23 protein-coding genes are annotated in these 26,145 nt (G+C 70.6%); 7 read left to right on the forward strand and 16 right to left on the reverse strand.

Going from position 1 to position 26,145, the window contains the following annotated elements; all coding sequences use genetic code 11:
• Window positions 1–325: 325 nt before the first annotated feature.
• Entirely contained in the window at window positions 326–721 is a 396-nt protein-coding gene (locus tag AC07OQ_RS10500) for a hypothetical protein (protein ID WP_495053067.1), read from the forward strand.
• Window positions 722–867: 146 nt separating this feature from the next.
• Window positions 868–1,944 carry a ScyD/ScyE family protein gene (locus AC07OQ_RS10505; protein WP_495053068.1) on the forward strand — a complete coding sequence of 359 codons (1,077 nt, stop codon included), beginning with the start codon at window positions 868–870 and terminating at the stop codon, window positions 1,942–1,944.
• A gap of 44 nt (window positions 1,945–1,988) precedes the next feature.
• On the opposite strand, the gene AC07OQ_RS10510 is transcribed toward AC07OQ_RS10505, so the two are convergent.
• The 6 genes from AC07OQ_RS10510 to AC07OQ_RS10535 all read right to left on the reverse strand — a co-directional run bounded on the left by AC07OQ_RS10510 (window position 1,989) and on the right by AC07OQ_RS10535 (window position 9,068).
• Window positions 1,989–3,140, reverse strand: coding sequence for a BMP family ABC transporter substrate-binding protein (locus AC07OQ_RS10510; RefSeq protein WP_495053069.1), 1,152 nt, complete (start codon window positions 3,138–3,140; stop codon window positions 1,989–1,991).
• Between the two features lie 24 nt (window positions 3,141–3,164).
• On the reverse strand, window positions 3,165–4,085 hold the full coding sequence (locus tag AC07OQ_RS10515; protein WP_495053070.1) for an ABC transporter permease: 921 nt from the start codon (window positions 4,083–4,085) through the stop codon (window positions 3,165–3,167).
• Between the two features lie 85 nt (window positions 4,086–4,170).
• Window positions 4,171–5,238, reverse strand: coding sequence for an ABC transporter permease (locus tag AC07OQ_RS10520; RefSeq protein WP_495053071.1), 1,068 nt, complete (start codon window positions 5,236–5,238; stop codon window positions 4,171–4,173).
• The gene (locus AC07OQ_RS10525; RefSeq protein ID WP_495053072.1) at window positions 5,225–6,757 is read right to left on the reverse strand and encodes an ABC transporter ATP-binding protein; all 1,533 of its coding nucleotides are present in this window, start codon (window positions 6,755–6,757) and stop codon (window positions 5,225–5,227) included. The genes AC07OQ_RS10520 and AC07OQ_RS10525 overlap by 14 nt, the downstream gene beginning before the upstream one ends.
• Window positions 6,754–8,070 carry a guanine deaminase gene (gene guaD, locus AC07OQ_RS10530; RefSeq protein WP_495053073.1) on the reverse strand — a complete coding sequence of 439 codons (1,317 nt, stop codon included), beginning with the start codon at window positions 8,068–8,070 and terminating at the stop codon, window positions 6,754–6,756. Before guaD ends, AC07OQ_RS10525 begins: the two co-directional genes overlap by 4 nt.
• Window positions 8,071–8,087: 17 nt before the next feature.
• Window positions 8,088–9,068: a LysR family transcriptional regulator gene (locus tag AC07OQ_RS10535; RefSeq protein ID WP_495053074.1), complete on the reverse strand. Its 981-nt coding sequence runs from the start codon at window positions 9,066–9,068 to the stop codon at window positions 8,088–8,090.
• Between the two features lie 100 nt (window positions 9,069–9,168).
• On the opposite strand from AC07OQ_RS10535, the gene xdhA reads away from it, so the two are divergent.
• Both xdhA and xdhB read left to right on the forward strand, forming a co-directional pair.
• Window positions 9,169–10,716 carry a xanthine dehydrogenase small subunit gene (xdhA, locus tag AC07OQ_RS10540; RefSeq protein WP_495053075.1) on the forward strand — a complete coding sequence of 516 codons (1,548 nt, stop codon included), beginning with the start codon at window positions 9,169–9,171 and terminating at the stop codon, window positions 10,714–10,716.
• The gene (gene xdhB, locus AC07OQ_RS10545) at window positions 10,713–13,085 is read left to right on the forward strand and encodes a xanthine dehydrogenase molybdopterin binding subunit (RefSeq protein WP_495053076.1); all 2,373 of its coding nucleotides are present in this window, start codon (window positions 10,713–10,715) and stop codon (window positions 13,083–13,085) included. The genes xdhA and xdhB overlap by 4 nt, the downstream gene beginning before the upstream one ends.
• Here the strand turns inward: xdhB and AC07OQ_RS10550 are convergent.
• A complete protein-coding gene (locus tag AC07OQ_RS10550; RefSeq protein ID WP_495053077.1) occupies window positions 13,082–13,339 on the reverse strand; it encodes a cupin domain-containing protein in 258 nt (85 codons plus the stop codon). The two genes, xdhB and AC07OQ_RS10550, sit on opposite strands and share 4 nt — an antisense overlap.
• Before the next feature lie 3 nt (window positions 13,340–13,342).
• Window positions 13,343–15,223 (reverse strand): M48 family metalloprotease, encoded by a 1,881-nt coding sequence (locus tag AC07OQ_RS10555; protein WP_495053078.1) that lies wholly within the window; start codon window positions 15,221–15,223, stop codon window positions 13,343–13,345.
• A gap of 86 nt (window positions 15,224–15,309) precedes the next feature.
• Between AC07OQ_RS10555 and AC07OQ_RS10560 the strand changes: the two genes are divergently transcribed.
• Window positions 15,310–15,972, forward strand: coding sequence for a peptidoglycan recognition protein family protein (locus tag AC07OQ_RS10560; protein WP_495053079.1), 663 nt, complete (start codon window positions 15,310–15,312; stop codon window positions 15,970–15,972).
• A gap of 22 nt (window positions 15,973–15,994) precedes the next feature.
• Here AC07OQ_RS10560 and AC07OQ_RS10565 read toward each other — a convergent pair whose 3' ends face one another.
• Window positions 15,995–16,741: a Crp/Fnr family transcriptional regulator gene (locus tag AC07OQ_RS10565; protein ID WP_495053080.1), complete on the reverse strand. Its 747-nt coding sequence runs from the start codon at window positions 16,739–16,741 to the stop codon at window positions 15,995–15,997.
• Between the two features lie 121 nt (window positions 16,742–16,862).
• Between AC07OQ_RS10565 and AC07OQ_RS10570 the strand changes: the two genes are divergently transcribed.
• Window positions 16,863–17,408: a hemerythrin domain-containing protein gene (locus AC07OQ_RS10570; protein WP_495053081.1), complete on the forward strand. Its 546-nt coding sequence runs from the start codon at window positions 16,863–16,865 to the stop codon at window positions 17,406–17,408.
• On the opposite strand, the gene AC07OQ_RS10575 is transcribed toward AC07OQ_RS10570, so the two are convergent.
• The 6 genes from AC07OQ_RS10575 to AC07OQ_RS10600 form a co-directional block, all read right to left on the reverse strand.
• Entirely contained in the window at window positions 17,394–18,722 is a 1,329-nt protein-coding gene (locus AC07OQ_RS10575) for a glycerate kinase type-2 family protein (protein ID WP_495053082.1), read from the reverse strand. The two genes, AC07OQ_RS10570 and AC07OQ_RS10575, sit on opposite strands and share 15 nt — an antisense overlap.
• Window positions 18,723–18,729: 7 nt before the next feature.
• Window positions 18,730–19,647 (reverse strand): 2-hydroxy-3-oxopropionate reductase, encoded by a 918-nt coding sequence (gene glxR, locus AC07OQ_RS10580; protein ID WP_495053083.1) that lies wholly within the window; start codon window positions 19,645–19,647, stop codon window positions 18,730–18,732.
• Window positions 19,648–19,661: 14 nt separating this feature from the next.
• Window positions 19,662–20,447, reverse strand: coding sequence for a 2-dehydro-3-deoxyglucarate aldolase (gene garL / locus AC07OQ_RS10585; RefSeq protein WP_495053084.1), 786 nt, complete (start codon window positions 20,445–20,447; stop codon window positions 19,662–19,664).
• A 132-nt stretch (window positions 20,448–20,579) separates the two neighbouring features.
• Window positions 20,580–21,533, reverse strand: coding sequence for a Bug family tripartite tricarboxylate transporter substrate binding protein (locus AC07OQ_RS10590; RefSeq protein WP_495053085.1), 954 nt, complete (start codon window positions 21,531–21,533; stop codon window positions 20,580–20,582).
• Window positions 21,534–21,564: 31 nt separating this feature from the next.
• Window positions 21,565–22,899 (reverse strand): enolase C-terminal domain-like protein, encoded by a 1,335-nt coding sequence (locus AC07OQ_RS10595; protein WP_495053086.1) that lies wholly within the window; start codon window positions 22,897–22,899, stop codon window positions 21,565–21,567.
• 121 nt (window positions 22,900–23,020) lie between these two features.
• Window positions 23,021–24,016, reverse strand: a complete 996-nt coding sequence (locus tag AC07OQ_RS10600; RefSeq protein ID WP_495053087.1) for a Bug family tripartite tricarboxylate transporter substrate binding protein — start codon at window positions 24,014–24,016, stop codon at window positions 23,021–23,023.
• Between the two features lie 204 nt (window positions 24,017–24,220).
• Here AC07OQ_RS10600 and AC07OQ_RS10605 point away from each other — a divergent pair, with 204 nt between their 5' ends.
• The gene (locus AC07OQ_RS10605) at window positions 24,221–24,874 is read left to right on the forward strand and encodes a DUF4124 domain-containing protein (RefSeq protein WP_495053088.1); all 654 of its coding nucleotides are present in this window, start codon (window positions 24,221–24,223) and stop codon (window positions 24,872–24,874) included.
• On the opposite strand, the gene AC07OQ_RS10610 is transcribed toward AC07OQ_RS10605, so the two are convergent.
• A complete protein-coding gene (locus AC07OQ_RS10610) occupies window positions 24,849–26,135 on the reverse strand; it encodes a glucarate dehydratase family protein (RefSeq protein WP_495053089.1) in 1,287 nt (428 codons plus the stop codon). The two genes, AC07OQ_RS10605 and AC07OQ_RS10610, sit on opposite strands and share 26 nt — an antisense overlap.
• Window positions 26,136–26,145 lie beyond the last annotated feature (10 nt).

Here is a 26,145-nt window from a genome sequence, read left to right on the forward strand (position 1 = left end):
TCAGATGGTGCCGGCCGAGACGCCAGCGCCAGGGAGCGAATATAGAAGTCGGCCCGGGCCGCCAAGCGACGGCCTCCGACGGACTGCGGCTTGCGAGGCATGAACGGCGGCCGCCCGGCCTTCCCCCAATTGCCGACGGACGGCGCCCTTCGTTAGGCTCACGTGCCCGTCAAATCACGGGCGGCGCCGAGCCACACCATCCAAGACGGAGGAGAACATGACAATGACGACACATCGGCCCTGGGCCGTTCTGAGCCTTGCCCTGGTGCTGAGCGCCTGCGCTAGCTACCAGCCCGTGCCCTCTGACTACAAGGGGCCGACGGCGTTGGTCAAGGACACCGGTTTTTCTGAAAGCGGCACCAAGGCGCAGATGTTTGCCCTGACCGAGATCGACGGCAATCGCGTGATGAACGCCTTTGGGGCCAGCGCCGGCGCCAGCCGGGGGCGTGGCGCCGCGCTGACGACCGTGTTCCCGGAGCGTGCCATCCAGGCCCGACCGATGAAGGTGACGATCTCGGCCAGCCATGCCACCGGCGCGCCCATCCATGCGATGGCCAGCCAGATGGCCGGCACTTTTTTCTCCGTTGACGGTATCGTGGATTTCTCGCCCAGGCCGGACGGGAGGTACGCCGTCAAGGGCGTGTTGAAGAAGGAAAAATCGTCGGTCTGGATCGAGGATCTGGAGACCGGGCAGCCGGCGACCGCGGTGATCTCGAAATAGACGGGCCAACGCGGCGCGTGGTCCCGGTCCATGCCCGGACAAGGGCTGGCTGGCCGCCCGGCAATTGGGATTGACAGCCATGGGCGCGCGGCGCCAACTCTGGCGCGCTCGACATTCGCTAGCCCAACCCGGAGTCAGGAGTCGATATGAAGCTCTCCCGCATTGCGTCAATCGCGCTGGGCAGCATGACCTGCCTGGCCCTTCCCGACATGGCCCTGGCGCAGGCCCCCTACACGGTCGTGATGCGCGGCCTGGACAATCCGCGCGGGCTCGGCTTCGCACCCAACGGGGCCCTCCATGTGGCGGAGGCCGGTCGCGGCGGCAGCGGGCCCTGCGTGCTCAGCCCGGTCGGCGAGATGCGCTGTTTCGGCAACAGCGGCGCGATCACGCGCCTGTGGCAGGGCCAGCAGGCCCGCGTGCTGGAGGGCCTGCCCTCGCATGCCCTGCCCGACGGCTCGTCCGCGAGCGGGCCCAACGGCATCTCCTTCCAGGGCAGCGGCGGCGCCTACATCACGATGGGCCTCGGCGGTGGTCCGGCCTTCGCCGCGGCGTTTGGCAGCGATCTGTTCGGCACCCTGATCCACATGGCCGCGAGCGGCAGCTGGAGGGTGGCGGCCGATATTGCCCGCCACGAATTCGAGCAGAACCCGGCCGGCGGCCCCGTCGACTCCAATCCCTTCGGCGTGCTGGCCGAGCCCGGTGGGCAGTTGATCGCCGACGCGGGGGCGAATGCCCTGCTGCGCGTCGCCGGCAACGGCAGCGTCGAGACGGTGGCGGTGCTGCCGCCCCAGGCCAACCCCACGCTGCCGCGCGTCGGCCCGCCGATGATCGAGGCCGTGCCCACCGCCGTGACCCGGGGGGCCGACGGCTCGCTCTATGTCGGCCAGCTGTCGGGCTTCCCCTTCGTGCAGGGGTTGGCGAACATCTACCGGCTGCGGCCGGGCCAGGGCCCCGCACTCCACTGCGCCGGCTTCAAGACCATCATGGGTCTCGCCGCCGCAGCGGACGGCAGCCTCTATGTGGTCGAGAACGCGACCGGCGGCTTGTTCTTCTCGCCGAACTCGGGCCAGCTGTCCCGCGTCGCGCCGGACTGCTCGCGCACCACGCTGATGGCCGGGCTCGCACGCCCGACCTCGGTGGCGGTGGGCGCGGACGGCGCGGTCTATGTGACGAACTACGGCGTCACCCCCGGCGTCGGCGAGGTGCTGCGGATCGCGCCCTGAAGCGCGGCGCGGCCGCAGCATGGGGCGGCCGCCGCCGCCCCGGCTCACTTGCCGGTGGGCACCTTGCCCTCGACGCCCTTCACATAGAAGCCGATGCCCGACAGGAACTTGTCGTCGGCGACCTCGTCCTGCTTCAGGATCTCCTTGCCGTCCTGGCCGACGATCGGGCCCTTCCAGATCGCGAAGCTGCCGTCCTTCAGGCCGGCCTTGACCTTCTCGACCTGCTCCTTCGCATCGGCCGGCACGATCTCGGCCACCGAGACCATGTCGATCGCGCCTTCCTTGACGCCCCACCAGGCATGCTTGCCTGCGCCGGCCGCCCATTTGCCGTCCAGCGCCTCGCGCACCGCGGCGATGTAGTAGGGCGCCCAGTTGATCACGGCCGAACCCAGGTGGGCCTTGGGGCCGTAGGCGGTCATGTCCGAATCCCAGCCGAAGGCGTACTTGCCGTTCTTCTCGGCGGTCTGCAGCACCGCGCTGGAGTCGGTGTTCTGCATCAGCACGTCGGCGCCGCCGTTGATCAGGCTCTGCGCCGCCTCGGTCTCCTTCGGCGGATCGAACCACTGGTTGACCCACACGACCTTGACCTTGACCTTCGGATTCGTGCTCTGTGCGCCCAGCGTGAAGCTGTTGATGTTGCGGATCACCTCGGGAATCGGGATCGAGCCGACCACGCCCAAGGTATTGCTCTTGGTCATCTTGCCGGCGATCACGCCGGCCATATAGGCGCCCTCGTAGGTGCGCGAGTCGTAGGTGCGCATGTTGTCGGCCTGCTTGTAGCCGGTGGCATGCTCGAACTTCACGTCCTTGCTGTCGGCCGCGACCTTCAGCATCGGCTCCATATAGCCGAAGGTGGTGCCGAAGATCAGCTTGTTGCCCTGGCCGGCCATGTCGCGGAACACGCGCTCGGCGTCGGCCGACTCGGGCACCTTCTCGACGAAGCTGGTGACGATCTTGTCGCCGAACTCCTTCTCGACCGCCTTGCGCGCATTGTCGTGCGCGAAGGTCCAGCCGCCGTCGCCGACCGGGCCGATATAGGCGAATGCGATCTTCAGCGGCTCGGGCTTGGCCGCGGCGGCCGGCTCCGACGCGGGTGTCGCCGCCTGCTCCTCCTTCTTGCCGCAGCCCGCCAGGGCCGCGATGGCGGCCATGGCGGCCGCCAGCTTCAGCAGATCGCGCTTGTTCTTCGATGTCATGGGAAAAGTCCTCCGAGGGGTGGATCAGGAACCGGGGAAAAACGGCTTGCCCAGCGAGGCCGGCATATTGGCACGGATGAAGCTCGCATTGCTGGAGATCAGCACCAGCACGACGATGGTGGACAGATAGGGCAGCATCGAGAGGAACTGGCTCGCGATCTCCACGCCCTGCCCCTGCAGATGGAACTGCAGCATCGTGACGAAGCCGAACAGATAGGCGCCGAGCAAGACCCGCGCCGGGCGCCAGGTGGCGAAGGTGGTCAGCGCCAGCGCGATCCAGCCCTTGCCGGCGATCATGCCCTCCACCCACAGCGGCGTGTAGATCACCGAGACATAGGCGCCGGCCAGGCCGCACAGCGCGCCGCCGGCCATCACGGCGGCCAGGCGGATGCGCCGCACCGGGTAGCCCAGCGCATGGGCCGACTCGGGCGACTCGCCCACCGCACGCAGCACCAGCCCGGCGCGCGAGCGGTACAGGAACCAGGCCAGGAACAAGGTCAGCGCGATCGCCAGGTACACCATCGGGTGGTGGCGGAACAGCGCGGGGCCCAGCAAGGGGATGTCGGCAAGACCCGGCACCGCAAAGCTGGGCCGCGTGCCGAGCTTCTCCTGCACATAGCCGATGCCCACAAACGCCGAGAAGCCCGCGCCGAACAGGCTCAGCGCCAGGCCGGCCGCGTACTGGTTGGTGTTGAGCCAGATCACCAGCAGGCCGAAGACCGCCGCCAGCAGCGCGCCCGCGCCCATGCCGGCCGCGAAGGCCAGCCAGTCGCTGCCGGTGTGCACCGCGGTGGCGAAGCCGGCGATCGCGGCCACCAGCATCATGCCCTCGGCGCCCAGGTTGACGATGCCGGAGCGTTCGTTGATCAGCAGGCCCAGGGCCGCGATCGCCAGCAGGGTGCCGGCGTTCATCGCCGCGGCGACGAGCAATGCGTAGCTTTCCATCTCAATGGCCCGCCCGGCCGCCCGAAGGGCCGTTGCGCCCCCTCGGGGGGCAGTGAGCGAAGCGAACGTGGGGGTAGTTCATGCCTCAGGCCTTCATGGGCTTGCCGAAACGCAAGCGGTAATGGATCAGGGTGTCGCAGGCCAGCAGGGTGAACAGCAGGAGGCCCTGGAACACGCCGGTGATCGATTTGGGCAGGCCCAGGCGCGACTGCGCCAGCTCGCCGCCGATGTAGAACATGCTCATCAGGATGGCCGAGAACACGATGCCCACCGGATGCAGCCGGCCCACGAAGGCCACGATGATGGCCGCGAAGCCATAGCCGGCCGGCACATGCGGCGTCAGCTGGCCCAGCGGCCCGGCGGCCTCCAGCGCGCCGGCCAGGCCGGCCATGCCGCCCGAGAGCAGCAGCGCCGTCCACAGCGCGCGGCGCGAGGAGAAGCCCGCATAGCGCGCCGCCGCCGGCGCCAGGCCACCCACCTGCAGCGCGAAGCCGGCATAGGTGCGGAACAGCAGCAGCCAGAAACTTAAGCCCGCGGCCAACGCGATCAGCACGCCGATATTGACGCGCCAGCCCTCGACCAGGCGCGGGACCTTGGTCGCGGCCAGGAAGCTGATGGTCTGCGGGAAGTTGTAGCCGTTCGGATCCTTCCAGGGCCCGTAGACCAGGTAGCCCAGCAGCAGCTCGGCCACATAGACCAGCATCAGGCTGACCAGGATCTCGCTGGCGTTGAAGCGGTCGCGCAGCAGCGCGGTGAGCGCGGCCCAGGCCATGCCGCCGGCCACGCCGGCCAAGAGGATCAGCACGACGATGCCGCGCCCGGTGTCGGGCGTGGCCTGCATCGCCACCCAGCCGCCGGCCAGCGCGCCGACGATGAACTGGCCCTCGGCGCCGATGTTCCAGACATTGGAGCGGAAGCACAGCGCCAGGCCCAGCGCGATCAGCACCAGCGGCGTGGCCTTGATGCCCAGCTCGCTCCAGGCATAGGCGTTGCGGATCGGCTCCCAGAAGAACATCTGCAGGCCGCGCAGCGGGTCCTTGCCCAGCAGCACGAACAGGCCCAGGCCCAGCAGCACCGTGACGGCCAGCGCCAGCAGCGGCGAGGCCAGCGACATCCAACGGGAAGGCTGCGGCCGGACCTCAAGCCTCAGCATGCCCGCGCTCCTCTGGCCCGGTCCACAAACCGCTCATCCATTCTCCGATCTTCTCCACCGTGGCCTCGCCCACCGGCAGCGCCGGCGACAGGCGTCCCTTGGCCATCACCACCAGCCGGTCGCTGATCTCGAACAGCTCGTCCAGTTCCTCGCTGACCACCAGCAGCGCGCAGCCGGCATCGCGCAGTTTCAGGAGTTCGCCGCGGATCTGCGCGGCCGCGCCGACGTCGACGCCCCAGGTCGGCTGGGCGATCACCAGCACCTTGGGGCTTGCGGCGATCTCGCGCCCGACGATGAACTTCTGCAGATTGCCGCCCGACAGGCTCCTGGCCGCGGCGTCCGGGCCGCCGGCCCTGACGCCGAAGCGCGTGATCAGCCCGGCCGCCATGCGGCGCAGCTCGCCGCTGGCGATCCAGCCGCCGGCCTTGACGGCCTCGGTGCGGGTCAGCAAGAGGTTCTGCGCCAGCGACAGGGTCGGCACCGCGCCGCGGCCCAGGCGCTCCTCGGGCACGAAATGCAGGCCCAGGCGGCGCCGGCGGCGCGCGCCGGCGCGGGCGATGTCCTGGCCGAACAGCAGGATGCTGCCCTTGGGCGCACGCGGGTCCTCGCCCGACAGCGCGGCCATCAGCTCCTGCTGGCCATTGCCCGAGACCCCGGCGATGCCGAGGATCTCGCCGGCGCTCAGGCGCAGCGCCACCCGCTCCAGCCGCGTGCCGAAGGGCGTGGCCTTGTCCAGGCTCAGCCCCTTCAGCTCCAGCGCCAGCGCGCCGACCGGACGCGCCTCGTGCCGCAGCTGCGGCGGCTCGGCGCCGATCATCAGGCGCGAGAGCTCGGCATTGCTCTGGCCGCGCGGATCCACCTCGCCGGTGACCCGGCCGGCGCGCAGCACCGTGCAATGGCTGCACAGCGCGCGGATCTCGTCGAGCTTGTGGCTGATGTAGAGGATGGAGCAGCCGCTGGCGGCCAGCCGGCGCAGGGTCACGAACAGCTTCTCGACCGCCTGCGGCGTCAGCACCGAGGTGGGCTCGTCCAGGATCAGCAGCTGCGGATCGGTCAGCAGCGCGCGCACGATCTCGACCCGCTGGCGCTCGCCCACCGACAGGGTGTGCACCGGCCGTGCCGGGTCGACCTCCAGCCCGTAGCTGCCGGCCAGCTCGCGGATGCGCGCCGTCACCTCGGCCAGGCCCATGCGCTTGTCCAGGCCCAGCCAGACGTTCTCGGCCGCGCTCAGCGTGTCGAACAGCGAGAAATGCTGGTAGACCATGCTGATGCCCAGGGCGCGCGCCTGGGCCGGGCTCTTGATCGACACCGGCTCGCCATTCCACAGCATGCGCCCCGCATCGGGCTGCACCGCGCCGTAGATGATCTTCATCAGCGTGGACTTGCCGGCGCCGTTCTCGCCCAGCACCGCATGGATCTGGCCGGGCTCGACGCGCAGGCCGACCGCGTCGTTGGCCTTGACGGCGGGGTACTGCTTGCTGATGCCGGTGAGTTCCAGTCGCAACGGAGCGGTCGTCATGCTTGCGGGCGTTGGTAGCGGGGGATGCCGGCCACATAGCTGGCCACCAGATTGCGATCGTCCGACAAGGTCAGCCACGCAAACACCCGCTCGTGCAGGCCGCGCACCACCTCGTCGCGCGCCCGGGCCACCGCTCCATGGGTCCAGTCCCAGACACAGACGTCGGCCAGTGTACCGGGCGCAAAAGAGCCGATTTCCTGCTGCAAACCCAGGCCCTCGGCCGCGCCCAAGGTGGCGGCATGCAGGGCCGCCCAGGCCGTCAGGCGCTGGCCGGCCAAGGCCTGCACCTTGTAGGCGTCCAGCAGCGTGTGCTGCTGCGAGAGGGACGTGCCGCCGCCCACGTCGGTGGCCGCGCTGACCGGGATGCCGTGGCGCCGCGCTGCCGCCCAGTCGAACAGGCCGCTGCCCAGGAACAGGTTGGACGAGGGGCAATGCGCGATCTGCGCGCCGCTCTCCCGCAGCACCCGTCGATCCGCCTCGTCCAGCCAGATGCCATGGGCCAGCACCGCCCTGGGGTGCAGCAGGCCCACGCGCGCGTACACGTCCAGATAGCTGCGCGCGTCCGGGAACAGCCGGGCCACCCATTCGACCTCGCTGCGGTTCTCGGCCACATGGGTCTGCATATAGAGCGAGGCGTCGGCACGGCACAGCGCGCCGGCCATCGCCAGTTGCTCGGGCGTGCTGGTGGGCGCGAAGCGCACGGTCACGGCGTAGGCCAGGCGCTCGCGCCGATGGAAGCGCTGGATCAGGTCGATGCTGTCGCGCTCGGCGTTCACCACATCGTCGCGCAGCGCATCCGGCGCATGGCGGTCCATCAGCACCTTGCCGGTGATCAGGCGCATGCCGCGCTGCGCCGCCGCCTCGAACAGGGCCTCGGCCGAGACCTTGTGGACCGTCGGGAAGACCACGGCCGCGGTCGTGCCATGGGCCAGCAGCGCGTCCAGGAAGCGCTCGGCGCCGCGCCGCGCCACGGCCGGGTCGGCGTAGCGGATCTCGGCCGGGAAGGTGTAGGTGTTCAGCCAGTCCAGCAGCTCGGTGCCGTAGGAGGCGATCACGTCCAGCTGCGGGCAGTGCACATGGGTGTCGATGAAGCCCGGCAGGATCAGCTTGCCGCGGTGATCCTGCTTGGTCCAGGAGTGGTCCGGCTCCTCGGCCTGGGCACCGGCGATGCGGCCGTCCGCATCGATCAGCAGCCAATGGTCGGGCCGAAAGCGCAGGGCCGGGTCGTCCAGCGCGGCCCAGCCGGGCAGGCCGGTGAAATCCAGCAGGTCGCCGCGCAGGGCGAGCTTGGTCGGGGTCGTCTTCATGTTCATGGGAGGGCGGGATTGTCTCAGGCCCTGACACGGGCGGTCGCCGGCGCCTGGGCCACCAGCGCTCGCGCCACCTCGCGCACCTGCTCGCGCAGCCAGCGCTGCGCGGCATTGCCATGGCTAAGCTCGTGCCACAGCTGGTAATAGGCCATCGGCGGGAAGGCCACCGGGCAGCGCACGATGCGCACCGGCAGTTGATCCACGTAGCGCGAGCAGAACAGGCGCCCGGTGGTCAGCACCAGCAGGCTGCGCGCCACCATCTCGGGCAGCAGGCCGAAATGGGCGCTGCGCACCGCCACGCGCCGCTTCATGCCCAGCCCGGCCAGGTGCTGGTCGATCACGCCCGGCTGGCCCGGGGACAGCGGCATCGGCGCCAGGTGCTGGCAGTCCAGCCAGCGTTCGACGGAGAGCTGGCGCGCCTTGGCCAGCGGATGCTCGGCCGCCACCAGGCAGACCACTTCGTCCGACAGCAGCCTGCCCAGATGCAGCTCGCCCGGAGGCTCCAGCCAGTTGCCGATCACCAGGTCCACCTCGCCCTTGGCCAGGCTGGCGCGGTAGTCGTACTCGGCCGACAGCGGCTGCAGATCCAGCCGCAGGTTCGGCGCCACGCGCTGCAGATGCGCTACCAGCTCGGGCAGGAACAGCGGGTCCAGGTAGTCACTGGCCGCGATGCGAAAGCTCAGGGCGGCCGTGGCGGGGTCGAAACCAGGGCCACGCGTGGCCCGCTCGCGTGCGCCGAACAGCGCGTCCGCCTCGCGCAGCAGGCGCTCGGCCGGCGCCAGCAGGGCCAGCGCGGTGGCGGTGGGCGTCATGCCGGTGCCGCTGCGCACCAGCAGCGCATCGCCGGTGAGCGCGCGCAGCCGCCGCAACTGGGCGCTGACGGCGGGCTGGCTGGTGTTCAGGCGCAAGGCGGCCCGGGAAACGCTGCGCTCGGCAATCACGGTGTGCAGGACCCGCACGAGTTGGAGCTCGATCTTGTCGAAGTCGGCGCGCATCGTCATATCTTGACTTTTATATCAACCATGCTCTTCAACGTATATTCTGCACCCGCAGAAGGTTTAAGGTAGGAAATAGCCTCCAGAGCGCCCCGCACACCCGTCCATGAGCAGCCCCAGCCGTCCCCTGCGTTTCTTCCACCGCGGCGAGATCCGCGCGGTGACCGACCTGCCCACCACCACCACGGTGCTTCAGTACCTGCGCGAGCATGCCCATTGCACCGGCACCAAGGAAGGCTGCGCCGAGGGCGACTGCGGGGCCTGCACGGTGCTGCTGGGCGAGCTGGACGCCGATGGCCGGGTGGCGCTGCGCAATGTCAACGCCTGCACCCAGTTCCTGCCCACTCTGGACGGCCAGGCGCTGTTCACGGTGGAAGACCTGGGCGGCGCGCGGGCGCTGAACCCGGTGCAGCAGGCCCTGGTGGACTGCCACGCCTCGCAATGCGGCTTCTGCACGCCCGGCTTCGCCATCAGCCTGCAAGCCTGCTACGAACGCCACTGCGAGGCCGGTACCCGGCCGAGCCGGCAGGAACTGGCCGACGATCTGGCCGGCAACCTCTGCCGCTGCACCGGCTATCGCCCGATCCTGGACGCCGGCCAGCGCATGTTCGAACTGCCGGCGCAGCGCCTGGAGCTGGCCCCCGCCGCCGCCGCGCTGCAGGCCCTGCGTGCCCGAAACGCCGACCAACCGCTGCATTACGAGGCGCCGAACCCCGCCTTCGGCGGCCGTCTCGACAGCTTCGACGCGCCGCGCACGCTGGACGCCTTCGCCGCGCTGCGCAGCGCCAGGCCCGAGGCCCGGCTGCTGGCCGGCGCCACCGACATCGCCCTGTGGGTCAACAAGCAGTTCCGCGACGTCGGCGACCTGCTCTATATCGGCGCGGTGGACGAACTGAAGGCGATCCGGCCCGAACCCTTCGATGGCAGGCCGGGTCTGTGGATCGGCGCCGCCGCCTCGCTGGAGGCAGCCTGGGGCGCGCTCGCCGAGGTCGCGCCGGCGCTGCGCGAGCTGTGGCTGCGTTTCGCGTCCAAGCCGGTGCGCCAGGCCGGTACCCTGGGCGGCAATATCGCCAATGGCTCGCCGATCGGCGACGGCGCGCCGGCCCTGATCGCGCTTGGGGCGCAGATCGTCCTTCGCAAGGGCACTGCACAGCGCAGCCTGCCGCTGCAGGACTTCTACCTCGACTACATGAAGAACACGCTGCAGCCCGGCGAATTCGTCGAGGCCCTGCATCTGGCGCGGCCGGATGCGCTCACGCAGCTGCGCGGCTACAAGATCTCCAAGCGCTACGACAGCGACATCTCGGCGCTCTGCGCCGTGCTGAGCCTGCAGCAGCGGGATGGCGTGGTCGCCGAGGCCCGCTTCGCCTTCGGCGGCATGGCCGCCGTCGTCAAGCGCGCCGCCGCCGCCGAGGCCGCGGTGCTGGGCCGACCCTGGAGCGAAGCCGCGGCGCTGGCCGCCGCCACCGCGCTGGCGCAGGACTTCAAACCCATGACCGACCTGCGGGCCAGCGAGGCCTACCGCATGCAGGTGGCGCAAAATCTCTTCACGCGCTTCTGGCTCGAAACCCGGGCCGAGGCCCCCTTGGCCGCCGGCGCCACCAGCGTCTGGCAGGCCGTCTCCCTCGATACCCGGAGCGTTGTTGCCGTATGAACAAGCCGCTCGATCTGCCGCTCGAAAGCGCCGCCCTGCCCCAGCCCGCCCCCGTCGTCGGCAGCAGCCGGGCCCATGAGTCCGCCCATCTGCATGTCAGCGGGGAGGCCGACTACACCGACGACATCGCCGAGGCGCAGGGCACCCTGCATGCCGCACTGGGCCTGTCGCCGCTGGCCCATGGCCGCCTGCTCGGCATCGATGTCGAGCTGATCCGCCGGCAGCCCGGCGTCGTCGCCGTGCTGCTTGCTGCCGACATCCCCGGCGACAACAACTGCGGTCCGCTGGTGCACGACGACCCGATCCTGGCCGAGGGCGAGCTGAAGTACCTGGGCCAGCCGGTGTTCGCCGTGATCGCGACGGACCGCGAGTTGGCGCGCCGCGCCGCAGCGCTGGCCAGGTCCGCCATCCGGGCCGAGCCACTGCCCCCGCTGCTGACGGCCTGCGAAGCCCATGCGGCCGCGCGGTACGTGGTGCCGCCGATGCACCTGACGCGCGGCGAACCCGCCCGCGCGCTGGCGGCGGCGCCGCAGCGGCTGGAGGGCGAATGGTCGGTCGGCGGCCAGGAGCAGTTCTACCTGGAAGGCCAGATTTCCTACGCGCTGCCGCAGGAGAACGAGGGGCTGCTGGTGCATTGCTCGACCCAGCATCCCAGCGAGATGCAGCTGCTGCTGGCTCACGCGCTGGGCTGGGCCGCTACCCAAGTGCAGGTGCAGTGCCGGCGCATGGGCGGCGGCTTCGGCGGCAAGGAATCGCAGTCGGCCCTGTTCGCCTGCGTGGCCGCGATCGCCGCGACCCGGCTGCGCCGCCCGGTCAAGCTGCGCGTGGACCGCGACGACGACTTTCTCGTGACCGGCCGGCGCCACGGCTTCGACTATCGCTGGCAGGTCGGCTACGACGACGAGGGTCATATCCTCGCCGCCGAGGTCGAGCTGATCTCCAACTGCGGCCACTCGGCCGACCTGTCGGCGGCGGTGATGGCGCGCGCGCTGTGCCATTTCGACAATGCCTACTGGCTGCCTGATGTGGCCCTGCACGGCTACTGCGCCAGGACCAACACGCAGAGCAACACCGCCTTCCGCGGCTTCGGCGGCCCGCAGGGGGCGCTGGCGATCGAGATGATCGTCGACTCGGTGGCGCGCCGCCTGGGGCTGGACCCGCTCGTGGTGCGGCAGCGCAACTTCTACAGGGCAGACGGCAAGGGGCAAGACGTGACCCCCTATGGCCAGCAGGTCGAGGACAACATCCTGCAGCCGCTGACCGAGCGCCTGGTCCAGACCTCGGACTACCAGGCCCGCCGCGCCGCCATCCGGGCCTTCAATGCCGGCAGCCCGGTGCTGAAAAAGGGGCTGGCGCTGACGCCGGTGAAGTTCGGCATCTCCTTCAATGTGGTGCACCTGAACCAGGCCGGCGCGCTGGTGCACATCTACACCGACGGCTCGGTGCTGGTGAACCACGGCGGCACCGAGATGGGCCAGGGGCTGAACACCAAGGTGGCCCAGGTGGTGGCGCATGAGCTGGGCATAGCCCTGGAGCGGGTGCGTGCCAGCGCCACCGACACCCACAAGGTGGCCAACACCTCGGCCACCGCCGCCTCCACCGGTTCCGACCTGAACGGCAAGGCCGCCCAGGACGCGGCGCGGAAGATCAAGGCGCGCCTGGCGACGTTGGCCGCGCGCCTGCTGGGCTGCGCCGAGGCCGAGCTGAGCTTCGGCGGCGACCGGGTCGCCGGCGCGAACGGCCGAAGCATCGCCTTCGCCGAACTGGTGTCCAAGGCCTATTTCGAGCGCCTCCAGCTCTGGAGCGACGGCTTCTACGCGACGCCGGGCCTGCACTGGGACAAGGCCAGGCTGCAGGGCCGCCCCTTCTACTACTACGCCTATGGCGCGGCGGTGAGCGAGGTGCTGGTCGACACGCTGACCGGCGAAAACCGCGTGCTGCGCGCCGACCTGCTGCACGACGTGGGCCAGTCGCTGAACCCGGCGCTGGACATCGGCCAGGTCGAGGGCGCCTTCGTGCAGGGCATGGGCTGGCTGACGACGGAAGAGCTGAAGTGGCATCCCGAGACCGGCCTGCTGCTGACGCATGCGCCCAGCACCTACAAGATCCCGACCGCCAACGACATGCCGGTCGACTTCCGCGTCGCGCTGTTCGATGCGCCGAACCGCGAGGACAGCATCCACCGCAGCAAGGCGGTCGGCGAGCCGCCGCTGCTGCTGCCCTTCTCGGTGCTGCTGGCGATCAAGGATGCGGTCGCGGCCTGCGGGCCGGAGCGCTGCGATCCGCTGCTGCGCGCACCGGCCACGGCCGAGGCCGTGCTGGATGCCTTGCAGTCCTCGGCCGCGGCGCCGCTCCCGGGCCCGGCCTAGGTTTTCTTGCGGATCCGGTCCATATCGACCAGGTCCAGCTCGCTGCCGTTGCAGTAGAGCCGTTTCTTCAGGCGCGGGTAGTCGCAGACGTCCTGCTCCAGCCGCTGCCCGGCCACCGGCAGTACCAGGGGCTCGACGCCGGTGTTCGTCGGTCCATGCGCCACCCCATTCCTGGGAAAGCCCATGAAGTCGCCCGCCGCGACCGCCATGACCTGATCGTCGATGAGGGCCTCGCCGTGGCCCGACAGGAGCAAGGCTCAGCGCCTATGCACCAGAGCCAGCAGATGCGGCGTCTGCGCCTGCCGGCCCTTGTCCACATGCACGCCGATCACCACGACGCGGAAGCGCCCCGGCAGGTCCATCGCATCGTAGATCCGCTGGGCCAGCGCCTCGGCGGCGGCCTGACCCAGGCCGGCCCGGCCTTGCAGCCAGAGGGTGTGGTGCGGGCGCGCCGGCTGCACCGGGATGTCCTGGCTGCCCAGCCAGGCGGCCGACACATCGCGCTGGCGCAACAGCTGCCCCCGCAGCGCACGCAGGCGGTCCTCGTCCAGCTGCACCGGCACGGGCCGCTCCCAGCAGGGCGTGCTGGCGAACTCTTCCCAGGACTGCTGCTCCAGCGCCTCGCTGCGCGCCAGGCGCTCGCGCCAGAGCCGGCGCTGCTCGGCGGGCAGGGGTCGGCCTTCGGTGGCGCTGGCTTCCAGCCATTGGCAGGCCAGGTCGGCGGCGCGCCAGGCCAGCTGCGGGTGCTGCCGATAGAGCAGGTCCAGCCAGGCGCCGACGCGCGCATCGCCGCTGCCCAGCGGTGCATGCCGCCGCGCCAGCCGCAGCAGCACCTGCTCGTGATGCGGCGCCAGTTGCAGCGCCCGCTCGAGCAGCGGGCTGGGGTCGCGCTCGCTCAGGGCCTCCAGGGCTTCGGCCCAGCGCAGCAGGTCATCGACGCTCAGCGGCTCCGCGGGTCCGGCGCTGCGCGCCTCGAAGGCCTTGGCCTCGGCGTACAGGGCGCGCAGGCGTTCGCCATGCCGGGTCCAGTCCTGGCGGGCCGTTTGCCACCATTGCGCATCGAGCGCCGCACCGATGCGCTCGCGCGCCCGGCCCAGCAGGCCCAGCGCGCTGCCCCGCGAGAGCTCGCCCAGGCCGGCCGGCTGCTCGAGCGCGGCCAACCGGTCCTTCAGCACCGGATGGGTGTCGTCCGGATCGGCCAGCAGCCGAAACTCCTGGCGCAAGGCCTGCTGGACCCGCTCGGGCTTGATCGCCTGCTGCAGGGTCTGGGCCATCTGCGCATGCGGCGCGGGCCGGTCGTCGCCGCTCAGGCGCGCCAGCCGCCACCAGCGGCGCCAGAAGTCTTCGGCATAGAGCCGGCCCTTGACCGCCACCTCCTGCAGGGTCTGGCCGGCCAGCTCGGCACCGAACAGGCGCGCCGAGACGCGGTCGGCCTCGTACTCGTCCTGCCGCGCCAGTGCAAAGCTCAGCGCATTGAAGCGCGGGAAATACCAGCGCACAAAGCCGGCCAGCGCCAGGCTGAGGACCGAGTCCTGCTCGCTGTAGCGCGCGCTCAGCCCGCCCCAGGCGCGCCGGCTGCGGTAGATCCAGGCCGACAGCTTGCCGTGCTCGCCGCGCAGATGGCCGTATTCATGCGCGATCACCGCATACAGGCGGCGCGGCTCCAGGGCCGCCAGCATCGGCCAGCCCAGGATCAGGATGTTGCGGTGGGCCAGGCCCAGCCAGAGCGGCTGCTGCACGATGGCGGCATTGAAATCGCCGTTGATGATCACCGCATGCAGGGCCGGGCCCTTGATCTTGCGACGGATCTTGTCCAGGGCCTTGAACAGCTCGGGCGCCTCCTCGGGCGGCAGGCGCTCGCCCTCGGGTTCGGCGAAGGGCACGCGCAGGCCCATCAGGGTGGCCCACAGCAGGCCCAGGCAGGCCAGGCCCGGCCAGAACATCCAGCCGCGCACCTGGCCCTGCTGGACGCGCAGACCCAACCAGGCCAGCCCGGCCACGGCCAGCAGGGCCAGCAGGAACACCGCCGCATAGCCCAGCACCGCAAACCGGAGCACGCGGCGGCGATAGGCCTGCGGCTCATCCTGGCTGGCCCGCTCATGCGTGCGCATCAGGTGCACATAGTCCGAATAGTCCATGGATTCTCCCGCTGGGCGGCTGGCTCTGCGGCCAGGGCGCTGTCGACCTCAATGGCCGCGATTGTGCCGGCTGCACAATGTCGGCCATGAGTACATTCCTGCCAGCATGGCTGCTGCCGTTTGCCTGCCTGGGCCTGGCCTCCTGCGCGGGCCCCTCCGTCGATCCCATGTCGTGGCAAGACCCGACCCCGACCTTGCCGCCCATCGTGAGCGTCCCGGCCTGGGGTGGCAGTCCCCTGGCAAGGGCATCGGCGGCCGCCGCACCCCAGCGCATCACCCACATCACCCTGCACCACCAGGGCGAGACCTGGACCGAGGGCGCCGACGTGGCCGCCTACCTGCGCCGCCTGCAGCAATGGTCGCGCCTGACCCGGCGCTGGGCCGACATCCCCTACCACTATGTGATCGCACCCGACGGCCGCATCTATGCGGCGCGGCCGGAAGAGCAGGCCGGCGACACCAACACCGAATACGACCCCAGGGGCCATGCGCTGATCATGGTGCTGGGCAACTTCGAGGAGCAGCGGCCGAACGAGGCGCAGCTGCGCGCCGTCGTCGCCTTGATGGCCGGGCTGGCGGCCCGGCATGGTCTCTCACCCGACAGCATTGCCTCGCACAAGGACTACAGCGCCCAGACCGTCTGCCCCGGGAAGCACCTCCATCCCTATGTGCAGAGCGGCTGGTTCCGGCGCGCGGTGGCGGCGCGTCTGGCGGGCAGCCAGCAGCTGCCGCCCGCGCCGCAGCCCTGAGCCCGCCGGCCAATCATCATCATCAATCCGCCGCCAGCGCCTGCAGCCCGACCGGGTCCAGCAGCTGCACCGTGTAGCCGGCCACCGCGATCAGCCCCTTGGTCTTGAGCTGGCGCATCATGCGCGACAGGGTTTCCGGCGTGATCGCCAGCTGAGCGGCGATGTCGCGCTTGCGTTCGCCCAGGCGCAGCTGCGGCTGGCCGTCCGCATGCTGCAGCAGCCAGGCCACCAGGCGCCGCTCGGCGTCCTTGTGCATCAGATCGTGGGTGGCGGCCGACAAGCTGCGCACCTGCTGCGCCAGGGCCACCAGGATGCGCTCCTGCATCGCCGGCCGGCGCAGCATCAGCCCGCGAATCGCGGCCAGCGGCAGCTCGGCCACGCAGGCCGGCCCGAGCGCCCGGGCATCCTGCCCATGGCCACCGATCAGCCAGGCGCTGCCCAGATCCACCCAGGCCGGGCCGCGCAGGGTGCGCTCCAGATGAAAGGACTCGTCGGACCGCGCCAGGCCCAGGCCGACGCTCCCTTTCAGCACCGCCACCAGGCCATGGGCCGGGGCACCGCGCTCGAACACGGGTTCGCCGCCCGCCAGGCTGCGCCAACGGGCCATCGCACGCAGCGCCGCCAGTTCGGCATGCTCCAGCCCTGCCCCGCCCAGCAGGGCCTGCCAGCACCCGGCATCGACCCGCGGCTCCGCCTCCGGAGGTTCGGGCGACGGCTGTCCGCGGCCGGGCGGGGCGTAGGCATGCAGGCTGTCCAGGAGAGAACTCACGGCGGATCGGCATCGGTGGCTGGAGGATGCGCACAATGTGCGCCAGGCGGATGCGTCCGGCCTTGCGCTGCGTCAAAGCCCCACGGCGGCGCCGGCCACGGCGGGCGCCGACAATCCGGGCATGAGCCCCACCCCGCCCGCCTCTCTGCAGCCCGGCAGCAGCTATGCCGCCCCCTTCGAGCTGCTGTCGGCCTGCCATGAGCGGGTGGCGCGCAGCCTGGCGCTGCTGGCGCGCCTGCTCGAACACCTGGAAGCCCGCGGCACGGCCGACGCGATGGCGCGCGACGCGGCGGCCGATGTGCGGCGCTATTTCGGCGTCGCGGCGCCGCTGCACCACCAGGACGAGGAGCTGCATGTGTTCCCGGCGCTGGAAACCGGGCCGGACGGCGCGGCACTATGCACCTTGCTGCGACGGCAGCATCGCGAGATGGAGGCCTTGTGGGCCGAACTGGATCCGGCCCTGGCGGCGCTGGATCCCGCGGCGCTGCCGCGGCTGCGCGCCCTGGCCGAGGCTTTCATCGACCTGCAGCGCGCGCATCTGGCCAGCGAGGACGAGCAGGTCTTCCCCGCGGCCCGTCAGCGCCTGCCGGGCCCGGCGCAGGCCGCAATGGGCATCGAGATGGCCGCGCGGCGCGGCCTCGATCTCAGAGGATCACAGGATCAGTAGGGCCCGGAAGTCGTTGACGTTGGTGAAGGTAGGCCCGGGCGAGACCAGGTCGCCCAGCGGCGCGAAGAAGCCATAGGCGTTGTTGGCATCCAGCTCGCGCTGCGCGTTCAGGCCCAGCGCCTGGGCCCGGCTCAGGGTGGACGGCGTGACGATGGCGCCGGCGTTGTCCTCGATGCCGTCGATGCCGTCGGTGTCGGCCGCCAGCACATGCACGCCCGCCTCGCCCTGCAGCGCGATCGCGGCGCCGAGCAGGAATTCGGTGGCGCGGCCGCCCCGACCGGGCGGCCGCCCGGTCGCATCCAGGGTCTCGCCCTTGGATTTCACCGTCACCGTGGTCTCGCCGCCGGACAGGATCACGCAGGGCTTGCTGAACGGCGCATCGCGACGCGCCACCGCGCGGGCCAGCGCGGCCTGTACCTTGCCCACCTCGCGCGATTCGCCCTCCATCTCGTCGCTGAGGATGTGCGCCTCGATGCCCAGCGCGCGCGCGGCTTCGGCCGCGGCCTCCAGGCTCTGCTGCGGCGTGGCCAGCATCACCAGCTCATGGCCGGCCAGGCGCGGGTCGCCGGGCTTGGGGGTTTCGAAGGCGCCCGATTCCAGACCGGCCAGCGCGGCCGGCGGCAGCGCGAGGCGATAGCGCCGGCAGATCGCCAGCGCGTCGGCGCAGCTGGTCGCGTCGGCCACCGTCGGGCCGGAGGCGATCACGGCCGGATCGTCGCCCGGCACATCGCTGATCGTCAGGGTCAGCACGCGCGCCGGCGCGCAGGCCGCGGCCAGGCGTCCGCCCTTGATCGCCGACAGGTGCTTGCGCACGCAGTTCATCTCGCCGATCGCGGCGCCGCTCTTCAGCAGCGCGCGGTTGACGGCCTGCTTGTCCTCCAAGGTGAGCCCCGGCGCCGGCAGGCTCAGCAGGGCCGAGCCGCCCCCCGAGATCAGGCAGATCACCAGATCGTCGGGGGTCAGGCCTTGCGCCAGCTCCAGCATGCGCGCCGCGGCGCGCTGGCCGGCCGCGTCGGGCACCGGATGCGCGGCCTCCACGAGCTCCAGGCGCTCGGGCGCATAGCCCGGCGGCACATGGCCGTAGCGGGTGATGACGAGGCCCGACAGGCGCGCCTCGCGCGGCCAGGCGGCTTCGAGCGCCTGGGCCATCGCGCCACCGGCCTTGCCGGCGCCCAGCACCAGGGTGCGGCCCTTGGGCGGCGGCGGCAGATGCCGCGCCAGCACCTCGCCGGGCAGCGCGCGGGCCACGGCCACGTCGTAGAGATGGCGCAGCAGCGCGCGCGGATCCTGCTTCAGCAACTCGGGACTGGTCATGCCCCGATTATGCGGAGGCCGTAGCGCCGAGTTCGTGCTTGCCCAGCAGCTCCAGCGCGCGCACCAGGGCCGAATGGTCCAGCTGGTCATAGCCCTGGGCCGCACAGGCCTGCATCAGCTGGGCCGCGTTGGCGGTGCCCGGCAGGGCCAGGCTCAGGGCCCGGGCGCTCTGCAGCGCCAGGTTCAGGTCCTTCTGGTGCAGCTGGATGCGGAAGCCCGGGTTGAAGCTGCGCTTGATCATGCGCTCGCCATGCACCTCGAGGATGCGGCTGGAGGCGAAGCCGCCCATCAGGGCCTCGCGCACCTTGGCCGGATCGGCGCCGGCCTTGGAGGCGAACACCAGGGCCTCGCCGACCGCCGCGATGTTCAGGGCCACGATGATCTGGTTCGCCACCTTGCAGGTCTGGCCGGCCGAGGCGCCGCCGACCAGGGTGATGTTCTTGCCCATCAGCTCGAACAGGGGCTTGATCCTGTCGAACACCGCCTGCCGGCCGCCGACCATGATGGTCAGCGTGCCAGCCTTGGCGCCGACCTCGCCGCCGGACACCGGCGCGTCCAGCCAGTCGGAGCCCAGCGCCTCGATGCGCGCGGCGAAGTCCTTGGTGGCGATCGGGGCGATCGAGCTCATGTCGATCACGGTCTTGCCGGATGCAGATTCCTTGAGGCCTGCCGCGATGCCGCCCTCGCCGAAGAGCACCTTCTCGACGTCCGGCGTGTCCGGCAGCATCGTGAAGATCAGGTCGGCCCGCTGCGCCACCTCGGCGGCGCTGGCGCAGACGGTCGCTCCAGCGGCCTTGACTTCCTCGCGTACCGCGCTGCGGGTATGGACGAAGAGCTGATGCCCGCCGGCCGCCAGCCGCGCCGCCATCGGCGCGCCCATGATGCCCAGGCCGATGAAGCCGATCTTGTACTTCTGTTCGCTCATTGCTTTCTTTCCTCTCAGGACTTGTATTTGTCGCACAGGGCCTGCGTCGCCCCTCGGAATACGCCAAGGTCGCTGCCCACGGCCACGAAGCAGGCGCCCATCTCGATGTAGCGGCGCGCATCGGCCTCGATGGGCGCCAGGATGCCCACCGCCTTGCCGGCCGCCTGGCAGGCCGCAAAGATCTCGGCCATCGCGGCCTGCACCTCGGGATGCAGCGGGTTGCCCAGCTGGCCGTAGCCGGCGGCCAGGTCCGAGGGGCCGATGAAGACGCAGTCGACGCCATCCACCGCGGCGATCTCGGCCACCGCAGCCACGCCGGCGCGGCTCTCGATCTGCACGATCACGCTGATCTGCTCGTTGATGCCCTGGAAGTAGCCGGGCACCGTGCCGTAGCGGTTGCTGCGCTGCGCGACCGAGACGCCGCGTATGCCCTGCGGCGGGTAGCGGGTCGCGGCCACCGCGCGCTTCGCCTCCTCGGCGCTTTCGACGAAGGGCACGAGGAAGTTGTAGAAGCCGGCATCCAGCAGGCGCTTGATCTCGACCGGGTTGTTGCTGCTGGGGCGCACCACCGGCGCGCTGACGCTGTCCTTCAGCGCCATCAGCTGGGGCACGAAGCCGCTGACCTCGTTGGGCGAATGCTCGCCGTCCAGCAGCAGCCAGTCGAAGCCGGCCACGCCCAGCACCTCGGTGCTGATCGGGTTGGCCAGCGAGCACCAGCAGCCGATCAGCTGCTCGCCGGCCAGCAGGCGCTGGCGGAAGCTGTTGGGGAAGGGGCTGTATGGGGTTTGGGGTGTGGGCATGTAAGAACTTCCGTTGTCTAGATCAACACCGCGCATGCCGCCGAAATCCGGCGACGCCCGAGGATCCGGCTTTGCCGGTCCTGCGGGCGTGCCCCCTTGAGGGGGCACGCGCGGCGCGTAGGGGGTGGGCCATCAATCCAGCTTGATGTTGTTCTTCGAAACGACGGTCGCCCAGTTCTTGCGTTCCTTGTCGAAGAAGGGGGAGAACTCGGTCGGGGCCATCGTGAACACCTCGGCGCCCTGCGAACTCAGGCGGGCGCGGATCTCGGGGCTGCGGATGATGCGGATCAGCTCGGCCGAGAGCTTGGCCACCGCGGCCGGCGGCATCGAGGCCGGCACCAGCACGCCCTGCCAGGTGCCGGACTCGAAGCCCGGCGCGCCCTGCTCGGCCAGGGTCGGCACGTTCGGCAGCAGCGGCACGCGGCTGGACTTGGAGACGCCCAGCACCTTCAGCTTGCCGGCCTGCACATGGGGCAGGGTGGCCAGCATGCCGTTCATCAGCACCTGGGTCTGGCCGGCGATCGTGTCGGTCACCGCCTGCGAGCCGCCCTTGTAGGGGATGTATTCCCACTTCGCCCCGGTGGCCGCTGCCACGGCCAGGCCGGCCACATGGGGAGCGCTGCCCATGGCCGTCACCGCGAAGTCCAGCTTGCTGGTCTTGGACAGGGCCACCAGTTCCTTCATATTGTTGGCCGGCACCGAGGGGTGGACGACCAGCATGTGCGGCGAATAGGCCAGCATGGCCGCGCCCTTCAGATCCTTGCTCGGGTCGAAGGGCAGCTTGGTGTAGACCGAGGGGCTGATCGCCAGCGCGGTGACGTCGCACAGCAGCATCGTGTGGCCGTCGCCCGCCTTGGCGACGAAGTCGGCGCCGAGGTTGCCGCTGGCGCCGGCCTTGTTCTCCACCACCACGGTCTGCTTCAGCGCGTCCGACAGCGGCTGGCTGATCGCGCGGGCGATGATGTCCGAGGTGCCGCCCGGCGTGTAGGGCACGATGATGCGCAGCGGCTTGCTGGGCCAGGCCTGGGCCAGCGCCAGGACCGGCAGCGTGAGGGCGAACGCGGCGAGGGCGCGCTTGAAATGCATGGTTTGTCTCCGATGGATGTGATTGAAATGCTCAGCGCACCAGGGCGGGCTTCTTGGGATCGAAGCGCCAGCCGGGAATCAGGTATTGCATGGCCATCGCGTCGTTGCGCGCCCCCAGGCCATGCTCGAGATAGAGCCGATGGGCGCGCTCGACCGCGTCCATGTCCAGCGTCACGCCCAGGCCCGGCGCGCTGGGCACCTCGACCTCGCCGCCGACGATCTGCAGTGGCTGCTGCGTCAGGTACTGGCCGTCTTGCCAGATCCAGTGCGTGTCGATCGCGGTCAGCCGGCCCGGCGCCGCGGCGGCGGCATGGGTGAACATCGCCAGCGAGACGTCGAAATGGTTGTTGCTGTGCGAGCCCCAGGTCAGACCCTGGTCGCGGCAGGTCTGGGCCACGCGCACCGCGCCGCTCAGGGTCCAGAAATGCGGGTCGGCCAGCGGGATGTCGACGGCCTGCAGGCTGATCGCATGGGCCAGCTGGCGCCAGTCGGTGGCGACCATATTGGTGGCCGTGGGCAGGCCGGTGGCGCGGCGGAACTCGGCCATCACCTCGCGGCCGGAAAAGCCGTCCTCGGCGCCGCAGGGATCCTCGGCATAGGCCAGCACGCCGTGCAGGTCGCGCAGCAGGCGCACGGCGTCCTTCAGCAGCCAGCCGCCGTTCGGGTCCAGGGTGATGCGGGCCGCGGGAAACCTGGCCTTGAGCGCCTTGATCGCCTCGACCTCTGCCTCGCCGGCCAGCACCCCGCCCTTGAGCTTGAAGTCGGCGAAGCCGTAGCGCGCCTGCGCGGCCTCGGCCTGGGCGACGATGGCCTCGGGCGTCAGCGCGGTCTGGTGGCGCTGGTGCAGCCAGCCGCCCGCCTTGTCCTCGCGCTGATAGGGCAGATCGGTCCTGCTGGCGTCGCCGATGAAGAACAGATAGCCCAGCATCGCGACCTTGTCGCGCTGCCGGCCCTCGCCCAGCAACTCGCAGACGGGCACGCCCAGGTGCTGGCCCAGCAGATCCAGCAGCGCGCATTCGACCGCGGTCAGCACATGGATCGTCGTGCGCAGGTCGAAGGTCTGCAGGCCCCGGCCGCCGGCATCCAGACCCTGGAACTTGTCGCGCACCCGGGCCAGCAGGGCCTGCCAGCGCGCGATCGGCTGGCCGGTCAATAGCTCGCCGGCCTGCTCCAGGGTCTGGCGGATGGATTCGCCGCCGGGCACCTCGGCCACACCGGTGTGGCCGGCGCCGTCCGTCAGGATCAGCAGGTTGCGGGTGAAAAACGGCGCATGCGCGCCGCTCAGGTTCATCAGCATGCCGTCGCGCCCGGCCACCGGGATCACGCGAACGGACTTGACGAGGGGGCTGCTGCTACTGCTTGTCATATCGGTCTCACAAAGGGTGCGCTCGTGCCAACCCAGCGGAGGCCACGGATCCGGCTTTGCCGGTCCGTCGGCCTCGCCTCCTTGAGGGGGCGCGCGAAGCGCGTAGGGGGTGGGCCATCAATCAATCAGCGGTGATCTTGCGGGTCTCGATGACGCTCTTCCAGCGCGCGAACTCGCTCTTCTGGAAGCTCTGCGCCTGCTCCGGCGTGTTGGCCACGGTCTCGATGCCGATCTCGGCGTTCTTGGCCTTGATCGCCGGGTCGTTCAGCGCGGCCTGCAGGGCCGTCGCGATCTGGCTGCGCAGCGCCGCGCTCAGGCCGGCCGGCGCGGCGATACCCTGCCAGGAATAGACATCGGCGCCCTTGACGCCGGACTCGCCCAAGGTCGGGACCTGGGGCAGCACCGCCGAGCGCTTGTCGCCGGTGACGGCCAGCGCGCGCAGCTTGCCGCTCTGCAGATGCTGCAGCACCGCGTTGACGTTCTGGAACGAGGCGTCGACCTGGCCGCCCAGCAGGTCGGTGATGGCCGGCGCGCCGCCCTTGTAGGGAATATGCGAGCCCGAGGTGCCGGTCTGCAGCCAGAACAGTTCGGCGGTCAGGTGGTCCGAGGAGCCGTTGCCCGAGGAGGCGAAGGTCAGCGCGCCGGGCTTGGCCCTCAGCTGGGCGAGCATATCGGCCACGCTCTTCAGCGGCGAGGCGGCCGGCACCACCAGCACATTGGGCGCCTGCACCGCGACGGTCAGCAGCTCGATGTCCTTCAACGCGTCGTACTGCACCGCCTTCAGCAGATGCGGCGCGATCACGAAGGGGCCTAGCGAGGCCACCAGCAGGGTGTGGCCGTCCGGCGCCGCGCGCTTGACCATGGCCGTGCCAACCGTGCCGGTGGCACCGGGCTTGTTGTCCACCACCACCGTCTGGCCCCATTTTTCCTGCAGCTTGGCCGCCACCGCGCGGGCCAGCGTGTCGGTGGAGCCGCCCGGCGGAAAGGGCACCAGCAGGGTCACCGTCTTGTCCGGAAAGGCCTGAGCCGTGCTGGCCGCCAATCCCAGCAGCGCGGCGCCCAGCGCCCGCTTCCATCCGGCGCGCAGCACCGGCGCCCGTGTCTTCGTCATCTTCATCGTCGTCCGTCTCCGTGCATGTTCCGTGGTCTGATCGTCTTTGTGATGTTGTTGTACGTCATCATACAACTAAGCAACCCAAATGCAATGTGCACGGATACCCGGGGTCGGACGTTGGGGACGTTGGATTTGCCAGCGCCCATCATCCCGCCGCCGGATCCGCGGCCAGCAGGCGCTCGACAGGGAGAGACGAAGATGCCGGTGATGTACAGACAAGGCGCCCGCCCCTGGGCCGCCTGGGCCGCGGCCCTGGGGCTGGCCGGGCTGAGCCTGGGCGCGCAGGCCCAGGAGGTGTGGAAATGCCGCAGCGAGGACGGCGGCACCCGCTTCTCCGACCGGCCCTGCCCGGCCGGCGGCCAGTTGCTGGACGAGCGCCGGCTGCAGGGCAATGTGGTCGACGGTCGGCGCCCCGCGGCGGCCGCGCCCGTCGAAGCCGTCGCGCCGCCGCAGCCCGCCGCCAATGACTGCCCGGGCGACTTGGAACTGCGCAATATGGAGACGCGCGCCAACTCGCGCAGCCTGGGCGAGCAGGAAAAGGCCTTCCTGCAGGACGAGATCCGCCGCGTGCGCCAATGCCGCAAGGGCCAGGGGCGCTATACCGCCGAGGACTGGGCGCTCAGCCGCGAGGCCCAGGCCGCGCAGACCAGCATGACCGGCGCGGCCGATGCGCGCCGCCGCGCCGAGGGCATGCACAGCGCGGCCGATCCCTTGGAGGGCGAGCGCCTGGTCCGGCAGCGCGCCGATGAGGCTCGGGCCGAGCGACGGCTGGCGCGGGCCCCGCGCGCGATCGTCGCGCCCCCGCCGCCCTGCCCACCCTCGTCCATGCCGCGGGTCAGAAACGCGGCGTCCTGCCGCTGAACGTCGGGTCGTAGCGGCGCATCTGCGCCAGGTCGTCGCGCTGGCGGATGCCGCAGGCCAGGTACTGCTCGTGCAGGCGCGCCAGCGCCGCGCGGTCCAGGCTGACCCCCAGGCCCGGCGCACGCGGCACCCGCACGGCGCCGTTCTCGAAGGCGATGCGGCCGCCCTCGAGCAGCTCTTCCTCCTGCCAGGGATAGTGGGTGTCGCAGGCATAGCCCAGGTTCGGGATGCTGGCCGCCACATGGGTCATGGCCATCAGGCTGATGCCCAGATGCGAGTTGGAATGCATCGAGATGCCCAGGTCCCATAGCGCGCACATGCGCGCCAGAGCCTGGGTGGCGCGCAGGCCGCCCCAGTAATGGTGGTCCGACAGCACCACCTTGACCGAGCCCAGCGGGATGCTGCGGCGCAGTTCCTCGAAGGTGGTGACCACCATGTTCGTGGCCAGCGGCAGCCGGGTGTGGCGGGCCAGTTCGGCCATGCCCTCCAGGCCGGGTGTCGGGTCCTCGTAGTACTCCAGCAGCTCGTCCAGCGCCGGCGCGGCCCTCAGGCTGGTGTCCAGCGACCAGTTGGCATTCGGGTCCAGGCGCAACGGCAGGCCCGGGAAGGCCTTGCGCAGCGCGCGGATGCATTCGATCTCATGCTCGGGCTCGAACACGCCGCCCTTGAGCTTGATGCTCTGGAAGCCATAGAGTTCGATCATGCGGCGCGCCTGCGCGACGATCTGCGCCGGCGCGATGCCCTCGCCCCAAACGTCGGGCGGGACATCGGGCGCATAGGGCTTGCCCGCATGCTCGGCATACTTGAAGAACAGGTAGGCGCTGTAGGGCACGCTATCTCGAACCGCGCCGCCCAGCAGGTCGACGATGGGCGCGCCCTGCGCCTGGCCCTGCAGGTCCAGCATCGCCACCTCGAAGGCGCTGATCACCTTGGCCGCGTTCTTCGCGCTGTGCGAGCCCGGCGCCAGCGTGAACTCCACCGCACCCGGCACCGGCTTGACGCCGGCGCGCACGCGCGCCTCCATCTCGTTCAGCGCATAGGGCGACAGCCCCTCCAGCAGCGGCCGCGCCTGTTCCAGCACGGCCAGCATCGGCGCGTCGCCATAGGTCTCGCCCAGGCCGACACGGCCGTCGCTGGTCTCGACCTCGATGATGGCGCGCAGGGCCCAGGGTTCGTGGATGCCGGCGGCGTTCAGCAGGGGACCGTCGCGAAAGGCGATCGGCGTGATGCGAACGTCGCGGATGGTGGTGTCTCGGCTCATGGACTGCTCT

This window comes from Roseateles sp. GW821-FHT09B06 (assembly GCF_059418245.1).